Here is a 22,290-nt window from a genome sequence, read left to right as displayed (position 1 = left end):
CCGTTTTATGTTGATGAGCGCGTGTTAATTCCACGTTCGCCATTTGCTGAGCTAATTAACAACCGCTTTGCACCTTGGTTAGAAGAGCCAAGCTCAGTAACGCGTATTCTTGATTTATGTACCGGCTCTGCATGTATTGCTATTGCACTTGCACAAGCATTTGAAGATGCACAGGTTGATGCGGTTGATATTTCATATGAAGCGCTCGAAGTTGCTGATATTAATATTAGCGATTACATGCTAAATGACCGTGTACTGCCAATTCAGTCAGATGTGTTTAGTGGTGTTCCAGGTCAAAAATATGACCTAATAGTAGCTAACCCACCGTATGTTGACGCTGAAGATATGGCTGATTTACCGCGTGAATTCCATCACGAGCCAGAGCTTGGTTTAGCATCGGGTCATGATGGTCTTGATGTTACTCGCACCATCTTAGCTGAAGCCGCAGAGCATCTAACTGATAACGGTTTGTTATTTGTCGAAGTTGGTAACTCTATGGTACATATGGAAGAGCTGTACCCAGGCGCACCATTTGAGTGGGTTGAATTTGAACAAGGTGGCCTTGGTGTGTTTGTGATCAGCAAACAGCAGCTTGTTAACTATTTCGAAGATTAACAGCAGATTTTAAAAGCCGAGCCTGAGGGCTCGGTCTCAGTAGTCATTAGGAATGAGGAAAATTAATGGCAGGTAATAGCATCGGGCAACTATTTAAAGTGTCCACCTTTGGTGAGAGCCACGGCGTTGCATTAGGCGGCGTTGTTGATGGCACACCAGCAGGTCTTGAAATTAGCGAGGCCGATTTACAAATAGATTTAGACCGTCGTAAGCCGGGGCAAAGTCGTTATACAACACAGCGCCGCGAAAGTGACGAAGTAAAAATTCTTTCTGGTGTATTCGAAGGTAAAACCACAGGTACTAGCATAGGTTTACTGATTGAAAACACCGATCAACGTTCAAAAGATTACGGCAAAATTGCCGATGTATTTCGCCCCGGTCATGGTGATTATACCTATTGGCATAAGTACGGTATCCGTGATTACCGAGGTGGTGGTCGCTCTTCTGCCCGTGAAACGGCGATTCGTGTAGCGGCAGGTGCAATTGCAAAAAAATACCTTAAACAATTTCATGGTATTGAAGTGCGGGCATGTTTGAGCCAGCTTGGGCCAATTAAAGCTGAAGATTACAACTGGGATGAAGTAGAAAACAATGCATTTTTCTTCCCTGATCCGAGTAAATTAGGCGCGCTTGATGAATATATGCGCGACCTAAAAAAACAAGGTGATTCGGTAGGCGCTAAAGTTAAAGTGGTTGCTAAAAATGTGCCTGTTGGTCTTGGTGAGCCAGTATTTGATCGCCTAGATGCAGAGCTTGCACACTCATTAATGAGCATTAATGCGGTAAAAGGCGTTGAGATTGGTGACGGCTTTGATGTGGTTGAGCAAAAAGGCTCTGAGCACCGTGATGAGTTAACTCCAGATGGTTTCACATCAAATCACGCGGGCGGTGTACTTGCAGGTATCTCGACAGGACAAGATATCATTGCCTCTATCGCACTTAAGCCAACCTCAAGCATTACCATACCGGGTAACAGCATTAATACCAGCAACGAAGCGGTAGAGATGATCACCAAAGGACGTCATGACCCATGTGTAGGTATTCGTGCAATTCCTATTGCTGAGGCGATGATGGCGATTACCTTAATGGATCACTTATTGCGCCAACGTGGTCAAAACCCACATGTAAGCCACGAACATGGACCAATCAAAGGTTCGATTTAAGCGCAGTCTTAAATAAAGTAAACGCAGTTAATGAGCGCGATGATTATCATCGCGCTTTTTTATGCCTGTTAGAATTTTAATAAGGGAAGTAGGCTGTGTTTGCTATCAGTCCACATGGTCAGTTCGCTAAATGGGGAGCGTTTAATGGGCGACAAATCACTGATAGATACACGATTTAAAAAAGCCTGATTATCAGTTAGCACTACCCAGTCTGAGCCTATGTCTGATGGGCTATGGCCTTGATAGCTAAACTTTAACATTGCTTTATTAAAATGTTGGCTATGTGCCTGTAATACAGGCAGTAAGTCGATATGATTATTTGAAATATGCACAATCAATACGCCATTTTCATTGAGCCTTTGCCAATAAAGTGACATTGCTTCTTGGGTTAGCAAATGCGCAGGAATTACATCACTTGAAAATGCATCAATAATCAAGACGTCAAATACTTCGTCCGCATTATTTTTTAGCGCAATACGACCATCCCCTAAGCTGACTGTGAGCTTGGCTTTACTGTTTTCTAAATATGAGAAATAGCGCTTTGCCATCTCGACCACAGCAGGGTTTAACTCAAAAAAGTGAATACTATCCTGTTGGTCTGCAAACCGCGCTAAAACGCCTGCACCCAAACCAATGACGCCAATGTTTAGTGCGCTGTGTTGCTTTAGTATGGCAAGTGATTTAGCGACACCAGTATGCTGATGGTAATAACTTTGCTCAAACTGTTGGTTTGGATTTAGTGGCTCTGAGCCATGAATCGTGGTGCCGTCAATTAAGCGCCTTTCTTTTATTGATTGAGTGTTTATATCTTTTACCGCTAAATAGCCATAAAAGTTGCGGCTAGTGGCAACGTTATATTGGTTAAAGTTTACTGCTAAAAAGCAATAGCATGCTAACCAAGCGATGGAGCTGGTTGCGAGAGTGAATTTGAGCTGTTTTGTCGTTGTTTTAGCATTTAATTGGAAGTAGCACACAAAACTAAAAATAACCGCTAATGTAAGTAAATACTCGTCAATCTGGACAAATAGCAATGGGGCAATGAGCGTACTGAAAAGCGACCCTAACACACCACCAAGGGCGATATAAAAATAAAAAATGGTAAATTGCTCGTTTTCAGGGGCTTTGTTTCTCAGCTCACCATGACAGACCATACCGGCGGTTAATAGAATCAGGCTGTAAATTATAAGCTGGGCTAGGGCATTGAATAAGCTGCCAAAATAAAACATCAGCAGACCTGCAAAAGCCGAGAATATAAACACATATGCCCACACATGACGCTGATAATTAGCTCTGTTGGCAAACGTATAACTAAAGGTGAGCAAGTAAATTACAAGAGGTAACGACCAAAGTAATGGCATGGGTGGAATATTAGTGCTGATCATATGCGTGGTAGATACCAACATGGCTGAGCTTAAGGCACTTAATAACAGCCATTGACCTTTACCTTTTAAAAGCGTGAAAGGCCTAGTTTGAATAGATGCTTTTGATAAATCGGGTGCTTTTTTGAGTAAAAATATTACTAGAAGTGCTAATAACAAGCAGTAGCTGATAAGTCCAAATAGCCAATATGTAGTTTGCTGCTCTAAAGAAAATAGTAATTCATAAACGAGTGGGTAGCTCATTAACGCCAGTAAAGAGCCCAAGTTTGAGATGGAATACCAATGGTAAGGCACCTGTGCTGAAGCAGTTTGCACATACCATCTTTGTAAAAGTACGCTGGTAGCGCTCAGTAGAATAAATATTGGACCAATTTCTATAAATAAATTAACAAACACCGCAAGCGCAGGTGGCCAATTTGTGAGATTTGGGGCTGCAAATTCTGTCACAACAATGAGTGTGGCAAAGGTGACTAAAACTATATGGGTGACTACCTGCAACTTAATATGAAAGCGCCCTATGTTATGCGCATAGAAATAGCCAATAAGTAACATGACTTGATAAAACACTAAACTCGCAGACCAGATAGAGGCACCACCACCAAATTGCGGTAGAAGTTGCTTTGAAAGCATCGGCTGAATTTGAAAAATTAAAAAAGCACTGATGAAAATAGTGAGCGTTGATAAATATTTATACATTGTTTTTATTACCTATTTTGAGATAGCAAAAACAATCTATTAGCCAGATTAAAGTGACAATGGAGTAACGCTTGAGTTTCTCTTAAGAAAACCTTAATCTTTGATTCGTAAATATTTATTGGAGAAGTCAGTGGCGCGTTATCGAATCGGCAAATTTGCAATTGATGAGAGTCGATGTTTAATTTCATCGCAAGATTATGAGCAAATAGTCGAGCCAAAGGTCATGGATGTATTACATACCCTTTATTTAAATAAAGGTGAAGTTGTAAGCCAAGAAGTAATCTTTGCAAATGTGTGGCCTAATGCTACCTACAACCCAAGTTCGGTACAGCGTTGTATCGCATTACTACGAAAAGCACTCCAAGAAGATGCCAAAAATCCGCAGTATATAATTACACACCCTAAGCGCGGTTATAGCCTTGAAAAAGTAACACAGGGGCAGAGCAAAAAACTAAAAGCGCAAAATCTTGGGTTGCTGTTTTTTTTACTAGTAAGCCTTATCGCTACTGCGTGGCAACTAATCCCTAAACAGCAAGATACTGCTCACTTTACCCAGCTGATGCCACTCACTTCGAGTGAACTAAATGAAGCTAATTTGTCACTTTCACATAGTGGTAAGTACCTTGCTTTTGTTAGAGGTGATAAAGGAAGTCAGCAAATTTGGCTTAAAGAGCTTGCGACAGAGCGAGAAGTGAGGCTGACTGAAGATGCTGCAAGCTACTATGCTTTGGGGTGGTCGACCTCCGATAATGCGATTGCGTTTGTGAAAAGTACAGAGCAGAAACAACATCTAAACACTATAAGCATTGATTTATCTAAATTTCAGCCATTAGAACAAGCGACGGTGAGTGTTTTTGATGACACCGTTGTAACCAGTCACCACATCGATTGGCATGCTGATAAGCTTTATTACATAGAAAAGGATAAACTACACAACGATACTCGACTCGTTTCACTTAACTTAGAATCTAAACAAAAAGCACATTTACTAGCTGCCACACAGCAAGATTGGTTACTTGTTAATGCGTTATCGAAAGACGGCCGTATAGTCGCAATGGGGATTGAAGCGGGGCAAAACAAATACCGTATTGATGTACTCGACCTAGCCAGTAAAAAAATACAAACTATTGCCATTATAGAAAACGGTATTCAAGGATTAAGTTGGCACCCGAATAATCAAGCACTATTGATTAGCCAACGAAATCAGCTTATTAATTTAGAGCTTGATGGTGAGCAGCAGTTAATTTCATTTAATAATTATCAAATAATTCGTGATGCCCAGTACACACCAGACGCTGAAGCCATTTTGATGGAGCTAGTGAATGTTGATGTAGATATTGTTAGCCAAACACGTGCCACCCCTGACAAATTGACCAAACTCGTAGATACCTCATCGATCGACTTTCTACCCGTGTTTTCGCCAGACTCAACTAAATTTGTTTTTGAGTCTCATCGTTTTGGATTAAAGCAATTATTTTTATACGATAATGGTAAGCAAACGCGCATTTTTGCTAACCCTGATAACCATGAGTTATTTGGTATTGTTTGGAGCCAAGACGCACGGCAGGTTTACACCGCAAGTAAAGATACATTGTTTAAAATTGATTTAAGCAGTGGCACTTATGAAACAATTCCCCATGGAAATCACTCTTTTTACTTGCGAGAAATGTATCACAATCAAGACGCGATTTTGGTTTCATATCGAGCGGAGGATGGACAGACGTTTCATCCGGCAAAATTCGATTTAACAAGCCTAAATTTGACACCTTTCACAGGCTCAGGGAAACGTTTAAGCTGCTATGGCATGGATTTAGATGAGCAAGATCAGATCTATTTTTCAAATAGCAACGAAGTGTTTCGAGTTAATAGCCGAGGAGATACTGAGACTGTTTGGCAAGCTGCTAATAATGACATCATTGGTATATCTGTAAGTAACCAGCAATTAGCGGTCACTATGGAGCATGCTGATACCATTAATTTCCAACGTATTGATTTGGCAACCGCTGCAACAGAAAGTTGGCAATTAACTCAACCTAAGCAACATATGCTGATCAACAGTGCCCATGATTTAACAGAGTTTTTATACCTTACAGAGCCTAATAGAACTCGTAAGTTAGTAAAACTTCTTTAGCTTGATATGTTTTTTACGTATTAATCAACTCCACAAGCTGCTTAAGCTGCTCATGACTGAGTGGGTTGTGGGCATGATTACCGTAAAGCAGCACGATATCAATGACAGGCAATACCGGAAGTGAGGTACCGCAGATCTCTTCCACACCTGATTGCATGCTTATTCGCGCCATACTGCCAATTGCCAGTCCCTGTTTAATCAAGCCATGTAACGCTCCCGCTGAGCCACAACAGGCAATAATATTAAAACGACGCTCGGCTTTTAATAGACCCTCAATACTGGCTTGGTGAAACTTACAGTCTCGTTGAAACAAGGCGATAGGAAGTGGGGTTGAATCGTTAATCTCAAAAGCAGGGCTTTTCACCCACACGCCTTGGCTTGATTGCAATAAGTAGCCTTCTTCGCTGTCTGGCGAGCGAGTGGCAATCACCAAATCGAGCATACCTTGGTCTAGTTTGGCTCTGAGCTCAGTACTAGGGGCGCAGCTTATTTGTAAATCCAGTGCATTAAACTGTTGGTGTAAAGCATCAACAAGCTCTGGTAGTAAAGAGTGGGCATAGTCATCAGGACAACCAATGCGCACACGTATATTGCCAGTGCCTGCTTTTAATTGCTTAAAGGCTTCATCATGAAGCGCTATCAATTGCTTTGCATAGCTTGCTAGCTGGTGGCCTTGATGGCTTAGCACCAACTGACGGCCTTGCTTTTCAAATAGCGGACTTGCGAGGTCTTGTTCAAGCTTTTTCATTTGCATACTTACCGCAGATTGGGTTCTGCAAATTTGTGCTGCAGCGCGGGTGAAGCTGCCTGTATCAACAAAGGCACAAAAAGTTCTGAGGGCATCAATATCCATAATGTATCAGCTTTTCTTATAGGTAGCATAAAAACAATTGGCGAGTAATTACCCAATTGCTGTTTTATAGTGAGCCTAATCTAAACGTTAAAGGAAGCACAATGCAATTATTTATTGGCAATAAAAACTACTCAACTTGGTCATTGCGGGCGTGGTATTTGCTGAGTAAATTCAATATCTCTTTTACAGAGCTGCAATTAGTTTTAGATACGCCTGAGTTTTATGAAGCATTAAAAAGTAAGTTTCCCGTGCAAAAAGTGCCGGCCCTTATTGATGCTGAATTAATCGTGTGGGATTCACTCGCTATTTGTGAATACATCAATGATGCTTATCTAAATGGTGCTGCTTGGCCTAGTGAAATAGCCCAAAGAGCAAAAGCGCGCAGTCTAGCGGCTGAGATGCACTCTGGTTTTGCTGCACTTCGCAGTGAAATGCCAATGAATATTCGCGCTAACAGGCATGTTGAATTATCAGAGCAAGCTAAAAAAGACATTGCGCGTATCGATGAGATATTTTCTGCTCAGCAGCAAAGTTACCCTAATGCATGGTTATTTGGTGAGTTCTCTATTGTTGATGCGATGTTTGCACCTGTGGTGCTGCGCTTCAAAACGTATCAGGTGGAGCTTTCGCATGCTGCACAAGCTTATTGCCAGCACGTACTTAGTTGCTCGGTAATGCAAAGCTGGATCAGCGAAGCCCTTAAAGAAACCGATATTGTAGACTGTGATGAAGCGGGTGAAGAAATCAACTAACTGAAATTTAGAATATTTTCCTATTTAATTTATTGTCTACTATACTTTTATTTGGGGTTTTTTGTAGTATTTTTATACAAAAATACTAGTTTAATTAGTGAATATACACTCTATACTAGAGTAGTTGCTCTTTAATCGAACACCCCCCTTTCGTAGTAGGCATTTATTTATGGGCGCTTTTGCAGCAAAATTATTTAATCAAGATATGACGATAGATCGCTATGCCTGTCAATTTAAGTCGCTGCAGGTAGAGCAAATATTTTTACAAAGTAAATTTGCACAAGATAAAAAAATAGCGCAATTTTTTTGCTGCATAATTGCTTTAGTTACCACGCTTGTAACCTTCTTCGATAAGATGATTATTCAAGCTTCATTTTGGCCTGATATTGCTCTAACTGGCCGAATTATTATGGTTTCAGTATGCGTACTTAGTGCTTTTGGTCTGAGTTATATCAAAACTATCCAGTTATTTCGTTTGGTGATATCTGTATTTATGCTGTTCTTATTTTTGAATATGCAGTTTATGGCTATTACTTATGAACGTTTTTACATTCTGCATATGTTTTTTGATTTAATCATTTTGATTACATTTTACTTTTCGACCTTAGTATCAATTAAGTTATCTGTATTTTTAAGTACTTTATATAGTGCACTTGCTATCTCTGTTATCTATTTTAATAAAGAAATTTCTAACCACTCTCTTTATATGGTCATTTTAGCGCATCTGGCGGCTAACTTAGCAGGCATGATCATGGCTGCTCACGAACATATTATCCGTAGGGAGCTATTTGTCAGAAATGCTCAGCTTGCGCAACTTGCTCACGAAATGAAAACCCAAGCACTTAGAGACTCACTCACTCAACTGCCAAACAGACGCGCTTTTGATAATGCTTACCCAGAGTACCAAAGGCTCACTCAGCAGCAACAGGGTGAGTCAAAACAGGTGTGCGTCATTTTGGCAGATATTGATTATTTTAAACGTGTTAACGATACCCACGGTCATGAGGTAGGAGATGTGGTATTACAATATTTTTCTGCATTTTTAACGCAGTCGTTGCGTACCTCAGATGATGTATATCGCTTCGGTGGTGAAGAGTTTGTTATTGTGTTGCCATTATGTTCAGTGCCAGATGCTACTGTCATTATTAATAGTATGATCTCACGGCTGAATGCTGAGATGTTCCAAGTTGAGGGGTTATCTCTACCGATCCGAGCAAGTTTTGGTTTGACTGTGATGCGAGAAGAAGAACAAAAGTTAGTAATTGCAAGGGCTGATGCTGCGCTATATCAGGCTAAAGATGCTGGGCGTAATCAATTAGTTATTAAACTTTAACAGCTTTAATATGAGTTAAAACATGTACCTTATAGTCATTTCGGTATAATCTTTAATCAGATTATTTTCTTAGATTAGCAAGCAAGGAGTCGCGAATGCTAACACGCCACGATAAAGGGTATAAAATTTCAATTAGGGCCAGTGTTCTGCTGGTATTTGTCCTTGCAAGCTTACTCACAGCCGTGGTGGCGATTAGTCTGCATTATTACTTTAGTGAAAAGCTGATACTGCAAACTAAATCTGAGCAATTTAAACAAACTAGCCAACAAATAGCCGATCACATTACCCGAATCAATGAGCGTGCCGATAATACCTTGAGCGTGATGATCCACGACACGCGACTCTTTTCGAATAGCCAAGATAATAAAGAGATTTTACAGCATGTATTGCTCGAAATTTTAACGCGCCATCCAGACTTTTATTCGCTTTTTCTTGGTCATGCTAATGGCGACTTATTACAGGTTATTAATTTAAAAGGCTATGCCAAGCTTCCTTCATCGTTTCAACTTGATGAAGACGATCATTGGCTGGTGTATCAAATTACAGGGCAGGGCAGCGATCGTAAGCAAGTAACCACGTATTTAGACGAGTCGCTCAACGTTCGTAAAAGAGACACTAAAGCGACAGATTACGACCCGCGCACCCGTGTTTGGTTTCAGGATGCAATCAGTACTTCGGTGACGAAAACTGAGCAGTACGTGTTTAACGTATTTGATGTACCAGGTTATACCTATGCAATTAAATCAGCGCAAACAGGTGATGTATTAGCGATTGATATTGCCAGTGCAAGTTTGAATCACTTCTTAACCGTACAACAAACTAAAATGAAGCACTTAGTTGAAAGTGAAATGTATGTTTATCGGGGTGATGGCGAGATTATTGCGAGCAGTAAAAATCAAAGCCATCAGCATAGTTTTGCTGATTTATCCCAGTTAGTTAAATTAGATGAGCAGCAATCAGGGCTTGCCAATAAAACGCATCAATTTGGTAAAATGCTGAGCGTCCATGAAAAGGGGATAGAAAAGTACATGTTTGTGCTGCCTCTGCCGCTCAGTAGCGATATGCAATCTGATGAAGTGGATTATTTTACAGTACTGGTATCTAAAGATGATGTATTAGCAGTAATTAAAGAAAAAATACGAATTTCAATTTTAGTCACGGGTTTATTTTTACTCTTGCTGCTGCCCGTTTCTTGGTTTTTTGCCTCTTCAATCGTTAATCCAATACTTAAACTAGTGGGTGAGAATAAAAAAATTCAACAGCGCGATTACAATGAGGTATCAACGCTTTCGAGCCATATTTTAGAAATTCATTATTTAGCTAGTTCGATGGTCGATATGAGTCGCTCCATTGAGCAACATGAAGATTCTCAAAAAGCGCTGATGGAGTCCTTTGTTGAGCTTATTGCGCAAGCCATTGATGATAAATCTCCCTATACGGCAGGGCATTGTGAGCGGGTGCCAGAGCTGGGTATTTGGCTTGCTGATGCAGCATCTGGTTCAACAGATGAGGCGTTTTCTGAGTTCAGCTTTAAAACCCCTGATGAGCGACGCGAGTTTCGTTTAGCAGCGTGGTTGCACGATTGCGGTAAAATCACCACACCAGAGCATATTGTTGATAAAGGCACTAAGCTCGAAACCATTTATAACCGTATTCATGAAGTACGCACCCGGTTTGAAGTGCTGCTGCGTGATGCAAAAATTGCTTACTATGAGCAACTATTAGCGCACCCAGAGCAGCAATCTGTGCTTAAGCAAAAGCTTGAGCAACAAACTGAAAAGTTACACGCAGACTTTAGCTTTATTGCTGCCTGTAATATTGGTGGTGAGTTTATGGATGAAGAGCAGCTGTCTCGTTTACATGAGGTTGCTAGCATTAAGTGGCAGCGTCATTTTGACGCTAGTTTAGGTTTATCGCCCCTTGAAGAAATGCGTATGGCTGATTTGAAGAATCAGCATTTACCTGTCGAAGAGTCACTGCTAAGCGATAAGCCAAGTGATTTAATTCCACACGAAAAAGCCGTTGAGTACCCAGAGAGTTTGGGCATTAATATGGTCATTCCTGAGTATAAATATAACCTCGGCGAAGTGTATAACTTGTCGGTTGCACGGGGCACGTTAACAGCGGAAGACCGATTTAAGATCAATGAGCATGTGATCAGCACAATTCGTATGCTTGGAAGTGTGCCATTCCCTAAAGAATTAGCGAAAGTTCCGCGTTATGCGTCAACCCACCACGAAACCTTAAAAGGCACCGGTTATCCACGAAAATTAACCGCTGAGCAGTTATCAATACCTGAACGTGTGTTAGTACTTGCTGACATCTTCGAAGCATTAACCGCAGCAGATAGACCTTATAAAAAAGCGAAACCTCTGAGTGTTGCTATTGATATTTTAGCGAAAATGGTCGATGACGATCACATTGACCGTGACGTATTTGAGCTCTTTTTAACTTCAGGCATATACCTAAAATATGCAAAACAGTTTTTACATGAGTCGCAAATCGATTCGGTCGATATTCAAAAATATCTAAGATAATTATTTGCTTATGCTTTAGGCTAATATTGCAGTGTTTTTGTTTGTAATACAAAGTTATTGGTGTATAAAGATTATATAAGCTAATATTATTTACGAACAAAGCATTGCAAGGAGATGCATAAGTGCTGGTATCTGCTTTTCAAAAACTTAAACAAAAAATTCGTTTCTCGATTCGTCTTACCGTTGTCGCGGTGTTCGTATTAGCCACCTCATTAACAGCCCTGATTGCAATTAGCCTGCAATATTATTTCAGTGAAAAAATGGCTTTAGAAGCCAGTGTTAAAAACTTTAATTTAGCCACCGGCTCCGTTGCTGATTACCTTACTGGGGTGAATGAAAAGTCAGAAAACACATTAAGTGTGATGGTACAAAACAGCAGCCTTATCAGCGCCGACAGCGAAGATAAAAGTGAACTGAGAGATGTCATGAGCGAAATCATGCAGCTCAATCCATTGTTTTATGCCTTATATGTCGGCTATGAAAATGGTGACTTTTATGAATTAATTAATTTAGAAAGTAGTGAAATTGTTCGCCAGCAGTTGCAAGCCATCGAAGCAGATCGCTGGGTCGTGATCCACATTACCGGCGAAGGGGCTGAGCGTGTTCAGCATACTCATTACTTTGATCAGCAATTTAATTTGCGTATCTCTCAAACAAAGAGTACCAGCTATGATCCGCGAGAGCGTTTGTGGTTTAAGCAAGCAAACTCGACCCGAGTCAATAAAACCAAGCCGTATTTTTTCACCCACCTACAAGCTCCCGGGCAAACCTATTCGATAAAGTCGGCAAGAGAAAACAGTGTATTGGCGTTAGACGTGAGCTTATCGAGCATCTCTGAGTATTTAAGTAAACAGCAAAGTAAAATGAGCAGTCAGTATTTAAGTGAGCTGTATATTTACAATAAAGAAGGTGAAATTGTTGCCTCTAACCAACAAAAAAATGGCTTACTATTGCCAAGGCTTGAAAAACTGCCTCTTACTGAAGATCAGCAAAGTGTATTGGCGAAGTACCCTTATTTAAGTGTTTCTAACGAAACCAATTGGCCACCAATGGACTTTAGTGTTGGCGGAAACCCAAAAGGCTATAGCATTGATTATATTAATGGTTTGGCTGAGTTACTTGGAATTAAGGTGACTTTTATTAATGGCTTTACCTGGGCTGAGTTTTTAAGCCAATTTGCAAAAGATGAAATAGACATTATTCAGCCTATTTTTAAAACGCCTGCCAATGAGCCGCTTGGTCTTATGAGCCAAACTATGGCGACCTTACCGTTCAGTATCATTACAGCAAAAGGGTCCACACCAATTGTTACTATGAAGCAGTTAGCAGGCAAACAGTTGGCTATAGGCGAGGGCTGGTCGGTGATTAAAGTGATCAAAGAGCACTTTCCCGACATCGATATTGTTGAGCTACCGAGTACTAAAGCGGTGCTTGATGCAGTAAGCCAAGGGCGCGTCTATGCTGGTTTAGATAACGAGGCGGTATTCAAGTACACCCAAAAGCAGTTTTTTATTGATGGTATTCAGTACAATCAACTTGATAGTTATAGCCATGATCTACTTCCCGATACCCTGCATTTATTGTTTCATCCAGAGGATGCAGCGCTTAAAGATTTAGTTGATATGGCAATCACTCAGTTGCCAAATTCGTACATTGCTGCTCTTGAGCGAAAGTGGTTAGGGAGCGATGCCAGTCAGCAAACACAAGTTATTGGCACTGTGCCATATCCTGAGTTTCTAACTTTAATTACAGATGAAACAAACTTTGCCCATTTACGTTTGATGACCCTAAATGGCATTGAAAAGTACGTGTATATCACTCCGCTTTCAGAAGGGGGCATTAATAGCGATTACTTAGCGATAGTGGTGCCGAAAGAGGGGGTACTAAGCTCTACCCGTGAGAAAATTAAGCTCTCTATTTTTATCACTGCCGCATGCTTAATTATGGTATTGCCGGTGTCGTGGTTTTTTGCCTCACCCATTGTTGCACCTATTAAGACCTTAGAGGGCGAAAACTTAAAGATAAAGCGGCGTCAGTTTGACCAAGTTTCAACGTTAAAAAGCAGTATTAAAGAAATCAATAACCTGGCCAACTCCATGGTGCAAATGAGTCAATCTATTCAGCAGCATGAGCAAAATCAAAAAGCCTTAATGGAATCATTTATTGAGCTTATTGCGCAGGCCATCGATGATAAATCGCCCTATACAGCAGGGCACTGCGAACGAGTACCAGAACTGGGCATTATGTTGGCCAAAGCGGCTTCAAGTTCCAATGAACACGCTTTTAAAGAGTTTGCCTTTAAAAATAAAGACGAGTTAAGAGAGTTTAGCCTCGCGGCTTGGCTACATGACTGCGGTAAAATCACCACCCCAGAGCATATCGTCGACAAAGGCACTAAGTTAGAAACCATTTATAACCGTATTCATGAAGTGCGTACACGTTTTGAAGTGCTATGGCGAGATGCAGAAATCGCTTATTTAAAAGCGTTGCAAAGCTCACCAGAAAAGCAACCAGAGCTTGAGGCCGAGCTTGGCAAACGCCAAGCACAATTACGCAGTGATTTTTCGTTTATCGCTGCGTGCAATGTGGGTGGCGAGTTTATGGATGAAGCAAGCCTTAAGCGTTTAGAGGCGCTCAGTAACATAACGTGGCAGCGACATTTTGACGATAAAATAGGCCTTTCGCCAGTTGAAGAACTACGCGTTCATAGTAATGATGAGCAGTTGCCTGTTACTGAAAAGCTACTTTCAGATAAGCCTGAACATCTGATCACCCATGATAAACCTATTGAGTATGACGAGCGCTTAGGCATTAAAGTAAGCATTCCTGAGTACAAGTATAATCTAGGTGAGCTGTATAACTTGCAAATTCAGCGCGGTACGTTAACAAATGAAGATCGCTTTAAAATTAATGAGCATATTATCAGTACCATTCGAATGCTCGATAATGTGCCGTTCCCTGAAGAATTAGCACGGGTGCCACGTTATGCCTCGACCCATCACGAAACTCTAAAAGGCACGGGGTATCCGCGTAAGTTATCTGCAGATGATTTATCGATACCTGAGCGTGTGCTAGTGCTGGCTGATATCTTCGAAGCATTAACCGCTGCCGATAGACCTTATAAAAAAGCCAAGCCACTCAGTGTTGCCATTGATATTTTAGCCAAGATGGTAGCCGATCAGCATGTTGATGAAGATGTGTTCAAATTATTTTTAACATCAGGTATTTACCTTGAATATGCAAAACGCTATTTAAACCCAGAGCAAATCGATGATGTTGATATCGCAAAATACCTGTAACTGAGGGCGGTTGCTTTTACTTTAGAGTGAAAAGTCCGTACAATTCGCCTCGTTTTTAGTGACGCTTTTAACGAGATGAATTCAAGCCGTATGCATCAGATTGCTGACTTAATCGCTATTTTTGAAAGCACCTTTTATCAAAGCCATAACACGCGTTTGATAAAGGGTGATGATGAACCTATTTACCTGCCTGCTGATGAGCAAACGCCTTATCACCAAATTGTGTTTGCCCACGGTTTTTATGCCAGTGCTTTACACGAAATTGCCCATTGGCTGGTGGCTGGTGAGGCACGTCGGTTAAAAGAAGATTATGGCTATTGGTATTGCCCAGATGGTCGTGATAAGCACCAGCAAGCTGAATTTGAAGCAGTTGAAGTAAAGCCCCAAGCTATAGAGTGGGCGCTCAGTACTGCAGCAGGTTTTGATTTTAATGTATCGGTTGATAATTTAAATGGCGAGCAAACCTGTCGATTCGATTTTCAAGCGCGAGTTCACCAGCAAGTGTTGAGCTTTTTAGCATCTGGCTTTAATCAGCGCACGACAGCACTTCTTAAAGCATTGAGTGATTTCTATAAAACCCCATGGCCACTATCGGCTGCTCAGTTTACGTGGCAGCGCGATTTTCATGGCAACCCAGGAGCTTTATCTGATGCAGTTTAAATTAGGTTTGATTGTAAATCCGGTTGCCGGCTTAGGTGGCAGTGTCGCACTAAAGGGCAGTGATGGCGCAGATACCGCCGCAAAAGCAATGCAACTTGGTGCTGAGCCAAAAGCAAACTTACGCACCCGAGCGGCACTTGAAGTGCTGCTTGCCCATCAAGATGACTTAATCATTTACACTGTAAACGGTGAAATGGGCGAGCAAACGGCAAAGCAACTAGGCTTTCAAAGCCAAGTTATTTACCAAACAAACGATATCACCACCCCAGATGACACAGAGCAGGCTGCCAAGCTATTAGTTGAGCAAGGTGTTGACCTTATTTTATTTGCGGGGGGCGATGGTACTGCCCGCAATATTTGCCATGCGGTTGGCGATAGCACTCCTGTATTAGGTATTCCTGCAGGCTGTAAAATTCATTCTGGGGTTTATGCTATTACCCCAAAAGCTGCTGGGCGTGTTGTTGAGATGCTAGTTAAAGGTGAACTTGTAAGCCTTGGCGATGCTGATGTGATGGATATCGACGAAGAAGCATTTCGCGAAGGCACGGTAAAAGCTAAGCGCTATGGTGAAATGCAAGTGCCTAGTGAAGTACGATATGTACAGGCAGTGAAAAATGGCGGTAAAGAAACCGATGAATTAGTGCTTGCCGATATAGCTGCCTATGTTGTTAGTGAAATGGATGAAGACTGCTTATATGTGATGGGCAGTGGTTCTACAGTCGCGGCAATTATGGAAGAAATGGGTCTTGAAAATACCTTGCTAGGTGTAGACTTAGTGGCAGACCAAGAGCTTATCGCGCAGGATTTAACTGCTCAGCAATTACTTGAACTCACACAAGGTAAAGAAACCAAATTGGTGATCACCTTAATTGGTGGCCAAGGCCATATCTTCGGCCGAGGTAATCAGCAATTAAGCCCTGCACTTATTCGTGCTATTGGCCGTGATAATATTATTGTTGTAGCCACTAAAACTAAATTACAGGCTTTAAATGGCCGACCACTGATTGCCGATACTGGTGACAGTGACTTAGACGATGAATTAAGTGGTTATATTCGCGTAACCACAGGTTTCAATGACCATATTATGTATGCAGTGGGTCATCAAGATGGGCTGCACCCAGAGGAGAAGTAACAATGAGTTTAGTAAGTTATATTGATGCAGCGCAGCAATATTTTGATGATTTAGTTGATAAAGCAACAGACGACGAGCTATTTGCTGGTGGTTATTTACGTGGTCACTTTGACTTAGCTGTAGGCTATGCACAAGTAGAAGAATTAAACTTATCGATTGATGAGTTAAACAATCAAGTTGAATCTAGCCTAGTTAAAGCTTATCGCAACGGTGAGCTAAACGAAGAAGATAAAGAGCTTGTTGTACGCTTATGGGATGAAGTTAAAGCACTTGCAGCCTAATCTAATTAAATAAAACTCTGTAAAGCGACCTGTGTCGCTTTTTTTACATAATCACTTTACCTTTATCAGGTAATCCCATTAACTTAAAATTTACCTTAGTAGTTAGATACGTTAAGGTTAATGAGATATTTTTCCAGGGAATTTGAAAATGAATAACAATAATGATGTGCAGGCACCAAGTGGTGCAATCGCACGTTTTCTAAATACCATAGAAAGGGTAGGTAACAAGCTACCTGATCCGGCGATTATATTCTTAGTCGCCATGCTACTTATTTGGTTTTTATCTTGGCTTTTCTCGGGCACTACATTTGATGCAATCGACCCGCGCACTGGCGAAGCCATCGTTGTAAATAACCTATTAGCAGGGGACTCCCTTGCCACCTTCTTATCTTCGATGGTTAAAACCTTCACTGGTTTTGCGCCGCTTGGTGTAGTGCTGGTTGCTATGTTAGGTGTTGGTGTTGCTGAGCATTCTGGCTTTATCAATACCGGCCTTAAATTAATGTTAAAAGTAACGCCTAAGCAGCTTTTAACACCATCTATTATTTTAGTGGCGATTGTCAGCCATACCGCAACTGATGCCGGTTACGTACTAGTTATCCCTCTTGCTGGGGTTATTTTCTATGCGATGGGGCGTCATCCGCTTGCAGGTATTGCAGCTGCGTTTGCTGGGGTAAGTGGTGGCTTTAGCGCAAACTTTATTCCGTCAGGGATTGACCCGTTACTGCAAAGCTTTACCCAAAGTGCGGCGCAAATTATTAACCCAGATATGGCGATTAACCCGCTTAATAACTGGTTTTTCACCTCAGCTTCGAGCTTATTTATTATCTTATTAGGCTGGTATATTACAGATAAAATCATCGAGCCGCGTTTACAGAACACGCCACTTGATGGAGATACCGAAGACCTACCTGCCTTTGATGAGGCACGCAGTGATGAGAAACGTGCGTTCTATATTGCAAGCACAGTGATGATTGCAGGCCTTGCGCTACTTTGGTTTGTCTCAGCGCCAGCCGACTCAGCAATGCGCAGCAGTGATGGCTCGTTAACTAATTTCCGCTCGCCGTTAATGCAATCAATTGTGCCACTTATCTTCTTACTGTTTTGGATCCCAGGTGCCGTCTACGGTTTTGCCGTGGGTACCTTTAAAAGCTCTAAAGATATGATAGATGCAATGAGTAAAGCGATGAGCGGTATGGCTTACTATATTGTTATGGCGTTCTTCTGTGCGTTATTTATTGCTGCATTTAGTAAATCAAACCTAGGTGCATTACTTGCTATAGAAGGTGCACAACTATTAAAAGCAATGGCTCTGCCAAGTTCAGTCACTGTAGTAGGTATTATCTTCTTAACGGCGTTCGTGAACCTATTTGTTGGCTCAAGCTCAGCAAAATGGGCGCTATTAGGGCCAATCTTTGTTCCCATGCTGATGCAACTGGGTATTTCACCTGATTTAACGCAAGCTGCGTACCGTGTAGGTGACTCTAGTTCGAATATCATCACGCCACTAATGCCATACTTCCCACTGGTTGTTGTGTACTGCCAAAAGTATGTAAAAGGCACCGGTATCGGCACCTTAATCGCGATGATGTTACCTTACTCAATCGCCTTCTTAATCGGTTGGAGTATCTTCTTACTCGCGTACTGGGGCTTAGGTATTCCACTAGGTCTTCAATCAAGCTATGCATACCCAGCCATCGGCTCATAACGATTAGAGTAACAAAGCCTCAGTCATCCAACTGAGGTTTTAAAAAACTGAAGTCTGATAGCTGACGGCTGACAGCTTTACTACAGACACAAAAAAACCTTGTCACTCTCATGACAAGGTTTTTTATTGCTTACAGCTTACAGCTTACAGCTTACAGCTTACAGCTTACAGCTTACAGCTTCGATTAGTTCGCAGTGAAGCTCACTGGACGACGCTCTTTACGAGGGCCACCACGTTTTTCGCCACGGTCTTTGAAGTTACGCTTCTTATCACCACGATCACCGCTTGGGCGCTCAGAGCGAGGAGCCGCAGGACCTTGGTCTTGCGTTAGCGTCATATTCATCGGACGTTTACAGATAAATACCTTTTGGAAGTGATCAAGCACATCTTTTGGCATGTTCTGTGGTAACTGTACCGTACTGTGATTATCATGTAAGCGAATATCACCAATGAACTTGCTTGAGATATCAGCTTCGTTAGCAATCGCACCAACGATATTTTTAACTTGTACACCGTGCTCACGACCTACTTCGATACGGTAAGTATCCATAGGACCCATGTTACGGCTGTTGCGCTCACGCGGCTCACGAGGTTTACGCTCGCGTCCTTGGCGGTCGCCACGATCACCACGTTCATTGCGACGACGCTCATTGCGTTCGCCACGTGGTTGAACTTTAACTTCTTCAACCTTGATTGGTGATTGTTGCTGCGCTAAACAAAGTAATGCACCTGCTAAATCTTCAGTACTTAGCTCAAGTTTCTCTGCCATGTTAGCAGCAACTTGATTATAGAAAGTGATGTCTTTGTTTTCAAGAGCAATTGTAAGCTTGTCTTGAAGCGCTTTAATACGCTTTTCTTCAACAACTTTAGCTGTTGGTAAATCAACTTGTGCGATATCAGATTTCGTATGACGAATGATATTTTTAAGTAAATAACGCTCGTTATGTTTTACGAAAAGAATCGCTTTACCTTGACGACCCGCACGACCAGTACGGCCAATACGGTGAACGTAGGCTTCTGAATCTTGTGGAATATCGTAGTTAATTACTAAGCTTAAACGGTCTACATCAAGACCACGTGCAGCAACGTCTGTTGCAATAACGATATCAACTAGGCCGTTTTTCAAACGATCTACTGTGCGTTCACGTGCTTGTTGGTTCATGTCACCATTAAGTGGTGCCGCAGAGAAACCTTCGCGCTCAAGTAATTCAGCTAACTGTACCGTGTCGTTACGTGTACGTACGAAAACAATTGCACCATCGTATTGCTCTGCTTCTAAGAAGCGAACGATAGCTTTGTTTTTGTGTACGTGTGCATTCCAAAATACTTGTTCAACCGTTGATACAGTTGAGTTACGCGCAGAAATATGAACTTGCTCAGGCTCATTCATGTACTTGCTGCTGATATTTTGAATTTGCTTAGGCATGGTCGCAGAGAAAAGACATGTTTGCTTTTCACGTGGCGTTTTCTCCATGATGCTTTCTACATCATCAATGAAGCCCATGCGTAACATTTCGTCTGCTTCATCAAGAACAAGGGCTTGTAAGCTCTCAAACTTGATTGTGCCACGGTTAATGTGGTCAATTAAGCGACCTGGCGTTGCAACAATGATTTGCGCGCCACGACGAAGTGCACTTAGTTGGATGCTATAGCTTTGGCCACCATAAAGGGCTAAAACTTCAACACCACGAGTATGCTTAGCATATTGTTCGAATGCCTCAGCTACTTGGATCGCAAGTTCACGCGTAGGCGTTAAAACAAGGATCTGTGGCTGCTTCACAGACGGGTCAATATTATTTAGTAACGGCAGTGCAAATGCTGCTGTTTTACCTGTACCCGTTTGCGCTAGTCCCAGTACGTCCTTTCTTTCTAGCAATAACGGTATACATTGAGCTTGGATTTCAGATGGAGTCTTGTAACCCAACTCTTCAACTGCTTTAAGGATTGCAGGAGAAAGATTTAGAGATTCAAACGTGACTGGTTCTGACATTAATACGCCTCAACGAATTTAAAGAGGCGCGCATTGTATAGGAAATACAATGCAATTGCTTGTATAAATTACAACTAATTTGTATGTGGTTGATGTTGGTCATAATTTAATCAGTTTAAAATTACCAAAATCAACCACGTTTACAATTTATTGATATAACCCTAAATTTTCTTTAGCGTATGCTTCGAATTCAGTGAAGCCACCAATGTGGGCTTGGTCAATAAAAATCTGTGGTACGGTTGGGCAAGGTTTGCCTGCAGACTGTTCTAAATCTGCTTTGCTGATGCCTTCTTTAATGATGTCGATATAACGGTATTTAAAATCGTCACGCTCATTTGCTAGTTTTTCAGCAACGTCTTTTGCACGAACACAGTATGGGCAGCCTTCACGGCCAAAAATTACAGTTAACATATCGCTCTCCTCGATTTGAATGTGTTTATCATCTTAACGGATTAAATGAATAAAAACAGCGCATAAAATCGATTGCACTATTCTGTTTTTTCTCACTAAAAGCGATTGAGCTAATCAAGTGTGCGCATCCTAAGGCCAAGTTCTGTTGAGTAACCCATAGAATGCGCAGTAATGGCCAATTGCTCATCAATAACATAATAAGTTGGGTAGGCACTGATTTTATAATCTTGACCTGTACTTTTACTGCCAAGTAACACCGGCATTGTTAATTCGAGTGAATCGGTAAACTGTTTAACTTCAGTAATGTTTTGGTAATCAAGGGCAATTGCTATGGCATTTAACTTACCTTGCTGATGAGCCTTTTCTAAATTTGGCATACTGTAACGACAAATTGAGCACCAAGGCGCAAAGAAATACACCACTGTTTGCTTTCCTTGTAATTGTGCAATGGTCATCCGCTCTGTCGGGTTTTTTAGCGTGGCTAAATTAAAATAGGGGGCAGGAGTTTTATCAGTTGAGAGTAAATTACGTTGCTGAAATGCGGTCACGGCATACACAACGACTGCCATTAACACGACATTTTTTAGCACATTGATAAATTTTTTTAAAAAAGTTGGATTTTTTTTCATTGTTATTTTGTACGTTGTTAGCCCTTTAAAATCAACTAATTCAGACCAGTTTGAGGGGGTTAAAATTTCAATTGATTTAAAAAAATTACAATTTTTTTTGCTAAAAATCTTGAAAAGATTTTACCCGCCCATAAATAGTTTAGTGAGGACGCCTGATGGGTCCCAAACAAACTAAAGTAATTGAAATATATAGTATTAATTTAACTTTGTTAGCACTGGTTCAATAGAAGAGTACTAACAAAATATCGCTTAAATATGAGGATATAATTATGCGTACAGTAGACTTATCACCACTTTATCGTTCATTCATCGGTTTCGATCATTTAGCATCATTAATGGATGCGGCAGCTCGCACAGACAAGCAGCCAAGTTTTCCTCCGTACAACATCGAAGCACTCGATAAAGACAAATATCGTATCACTATGGCTGTAGCAGGTTTTAGTGACAGTGAATTGACCATTGAGTCAGAAAACAACACATTGAAAGTCAGCGGTACTAAAGCTGATAAACAAGATAATGCTGAACGTAAGTTCATTCACCAAGGCATTGCAGAGCGTAACTTTGAGCGTAAGTTCCAATTAGGTGACCACGTTAAAGTGCTTGGCGCTGACCTTGAAAATGGCTTACTAAGTATCGATTTAGAGCGTGAAATTCCAGAAGCTTTAAAACCACGTAAAATCGAAATCGGTAATGGTAAATTACTCGAAAACAAGTAATACCC

General features: G+C 41.3%; 16 protein-coding genes and 1 pseudogene. 12 read left to right on the top strand and 5 right to left on the bottom strand.

The genetic code is table 11. The features are described from left to right. Both prmB and aroC read left to right on the top strand, forming a co-directional pair. Window positions 1-615 (top strand): 50S ribosomal protein L3 N(5)-glutamine methyltransferase (gene prmB, locus AN394_RS13260; RefSeq protein WP_055021735.1); only part of this gene is annotated, 615 nt, incomplete at its 5' end. 65 nt (window positions 616-680) lie between these two features. Continuing rightward, window positions 681-1,778 carry a chorismate synthase gene (gene aroC, locus AN394_RS13255; RefSeq protein WP_055021734.1) on the top strand — a complete coding sequence of 366 codons (1,098 nt, stop codon included), beginning with the start codon at window positions 681-683 and terminating at the stop codon, window positions 1,776-1,778. Between the two features lie 68 nt (window positions 1,779-1,846). On the opposite strand, the gene AN394_RS13250 is transcribed toward aroC, so the two are convergent. Continuing rightward, a complete protein-coding gene (locus AN394_RS13250) occupies window positions 1,847-3,853 on the bottom strand; it encodes a fused MFS/spermidine synthase (protein ID WP_055021733.1) in 2,007 nt (668 codons plus the stop codon). A 130-nt stretch (window positions 3,854-3,983) separates the two neighbouring features. Between AN394_RS13250 and AN394_RS13245 the strand changes: the two genes are divergently transcribed. Next, complete coding sequence (locus AN394_RS13245; protein ID WP_054562112.1) at window positions 3,984-5,984, top strand: winged helix-turn-helix domain-containing protein; 2,001 nt, start codon at window positions 3,984-3,986, stop codon at window positions 5,982-5,984. A 13-nt stretch (window positions 5,985-5,997) separates the two neighbouring features. Here AN394_RS13245 and AN394_RS13240 read toward each other — a convergent pair whose 3' ends face one another. Next, a complete protein-coding gene (locus AN394_RS13240; protein WP_054562111.1) occupies window positions 5,998-6,837 on the bottom strand; it encodes a LysR family transcriptional regulator in 840 nt (279 codons plus the stop codon). A 101-nt stretch (window positions 6,838-6,938) separates the two neighbouring features. Between AN394_RS13240 and AN394_RS13235 the strand changes: the two genes are divergently transcribed. From AN394_RS13235 to AN394_RS13200, 8 genes and pseudogenes are all read left to right on the top strand, one after another. Beyond that, window positions 6,939-7,589, top strand: a complete 651-nt coding sequence (locus AN394_RS13235; protein WP_054562110.1) for a glutathione S-transferase family protein — start codon at window positions 6,939-6,941, stop codon at window positions 7,587-7,589. Between the two features lie 169 nt (window positions 7,590-7,758). Continuing rightward, window positions 7,759-8,922 carry a GGDEF domain-containing protein gene (locus AN394_RS13230; RefSeq protein WP_054562109.1) on the top strand — a complete coding sequence of 388 codons (1,164 nt, stop codon included), beginning with the start codon at window positions 7,759-7,761 and terminating at the stop codon, window positions 8,920-8,922. 944 nt (window positions 8,923-9,866) lie between these two features. Continuing rightward, a pseudogene (locus AN394_RS13225) lies at window positions 9,867-11,459 on the top strand (HD-GYP domain-containing protein); the annotation flags it as partial. A gap of 122 nt (window positions 11,460-11,581) precedes the next feature. Then, the gene (locus AN394_RS13220) at window positions 11,582-14,758 is read left to right on the top strand and encodes an HD domain-containing phosphohydrolase (RefSeq protein ID WP_055021731.1); all 3,177 of its coding nucleotides are present in this window, start codon (window positions 11,582-11,584) and stop codon (window positions 14,756-14,758) included. A gap of 90 nt (window positions 14,759-14,848) precedes the next feature. Continuing rightward, window positions 14,849-15,418, top strand: a complete 570-nt coding sequence (locus AN394_RS13215; RefSeq protein WP_054562343.1) for an elongation factor P hydroxylase — start codon at window positions 14,849-14,851, stop codon at window positions 15,416-15,418. After that, window positions 15,408-16,550: an ATP-NAD kinase family protein gene (locus AN394_RS13210; RefSeq protein WP_054562106.1), complete on the top strand. Its 1,143-nt coding sequence runs from the start codon at window positions 15,408-15,410 to the stop codon at window positions 16,548-16,550. The genes AN394_RS13215 and AN394_RS13210 overlap by 11 nt, the downstream gene beginning before the upstream one ends. A gap of 2 nt (window positions 16,551-16,552) precedes the next feature. Then, window positions 16,553-16,831: a YfcL family protein gene (locus AN394_RS13205; protein WP_054553188.1), complete on the top strand. Its 279-nt coding sequence runs from the start codon at window positions 16,553-16,555 to the stop codon at window positions 16,829-16,831. 148 nt (window positions 16,832-16,979) lie between these two features. Continuing rightward, window positions 16,980-18,539: an AbgT family transporter gene (locus tag AN394_RS13200; RefSeq protein ID WP_054562105.1), complete on the top strand. Its 1,560-nt coding sequence runs from the start codon at window positions 16,980-16,982 to the stop codon at window positions 18,537-18,539. A 184-nt stretch (window positions 18,540-18,723) separates the two neighbouring features. On the opposite strand, the gene AN394_RS13195 is transcribed toward AN394_RS13200, so the two are convergent. The 3 genes from AN394_RS13195 to AN394_RS13185 all read right to left on the bottom strand — a co-directional run bounded on the left by AN394_RS13195 (window position 18,724) and on the right by AN394_RS13185 (window position 21,509). After that, complete coding sequence (locus AN394_RS13195; protein ID WP_055021730.1) at window positions 18,724-20,529, bottom strand: DEAD/DEAH box helicase; 1,806 nt, start codon at window positions 20,527-20,529, stop codon at window positions 18,724-18,726. 147 nt (window positions 20,530-20,676) lie between these two features. Beyond that, complete coding sequence (locus AN394_RS13190) at window positions 20,677-20,940, bottom strand: GrxA family glutaredoxin (protein ID WP_054553185.1); 264 nt, start codon at window positions 20,938-20,940, stop codon at window positions 20,677-20,679. 110 nt (window positions 20,941-21,050) lie between these two features. After that, a complete protein-coding gene (locus AN394_RS13185) occupies window positions 21,051-21,509 on the bottom strand; it encodes a TlpA disulfide reductase family protein (protein ID WP_235576265.1) in 459 nt (152 codons plus the stop codon). 329 nt (window positions 21,510-21,838) lie between these two features. Between AN394_RS13185 and AN394_RS13180 the strand changes: the two genes are divergently transcribed. Further along, the gene (locus AN394_RS13180; protein ID WP_054562102.1) at window positions 21,839-22,285 is read left to right on the top strand and encodes an Hsp20 family protein; all 447 of its coding nucleotides are present in this window, start codon (window positions 21,839-21,841) and stop codon (window positions 22,283-22,285) included. Window positions 22,286-22,290: the final 5 nt, after the last annotated feature.

This window comes from Pseudoalteromonas sp. P1-26, assembly GCF_001401795.1.
In the GTDB taxonomy this organism is placed as follows: Bacteria; Pseudomonadota; Gammaproteobacteria; order Enterobacterales; family Alteromonadaceae; genus Pseudoalteromonas.
Note: the sequence above shows the minus strand (reverse complement) of the source record. Positions and strands in the feature narration are given on the sequence as shown.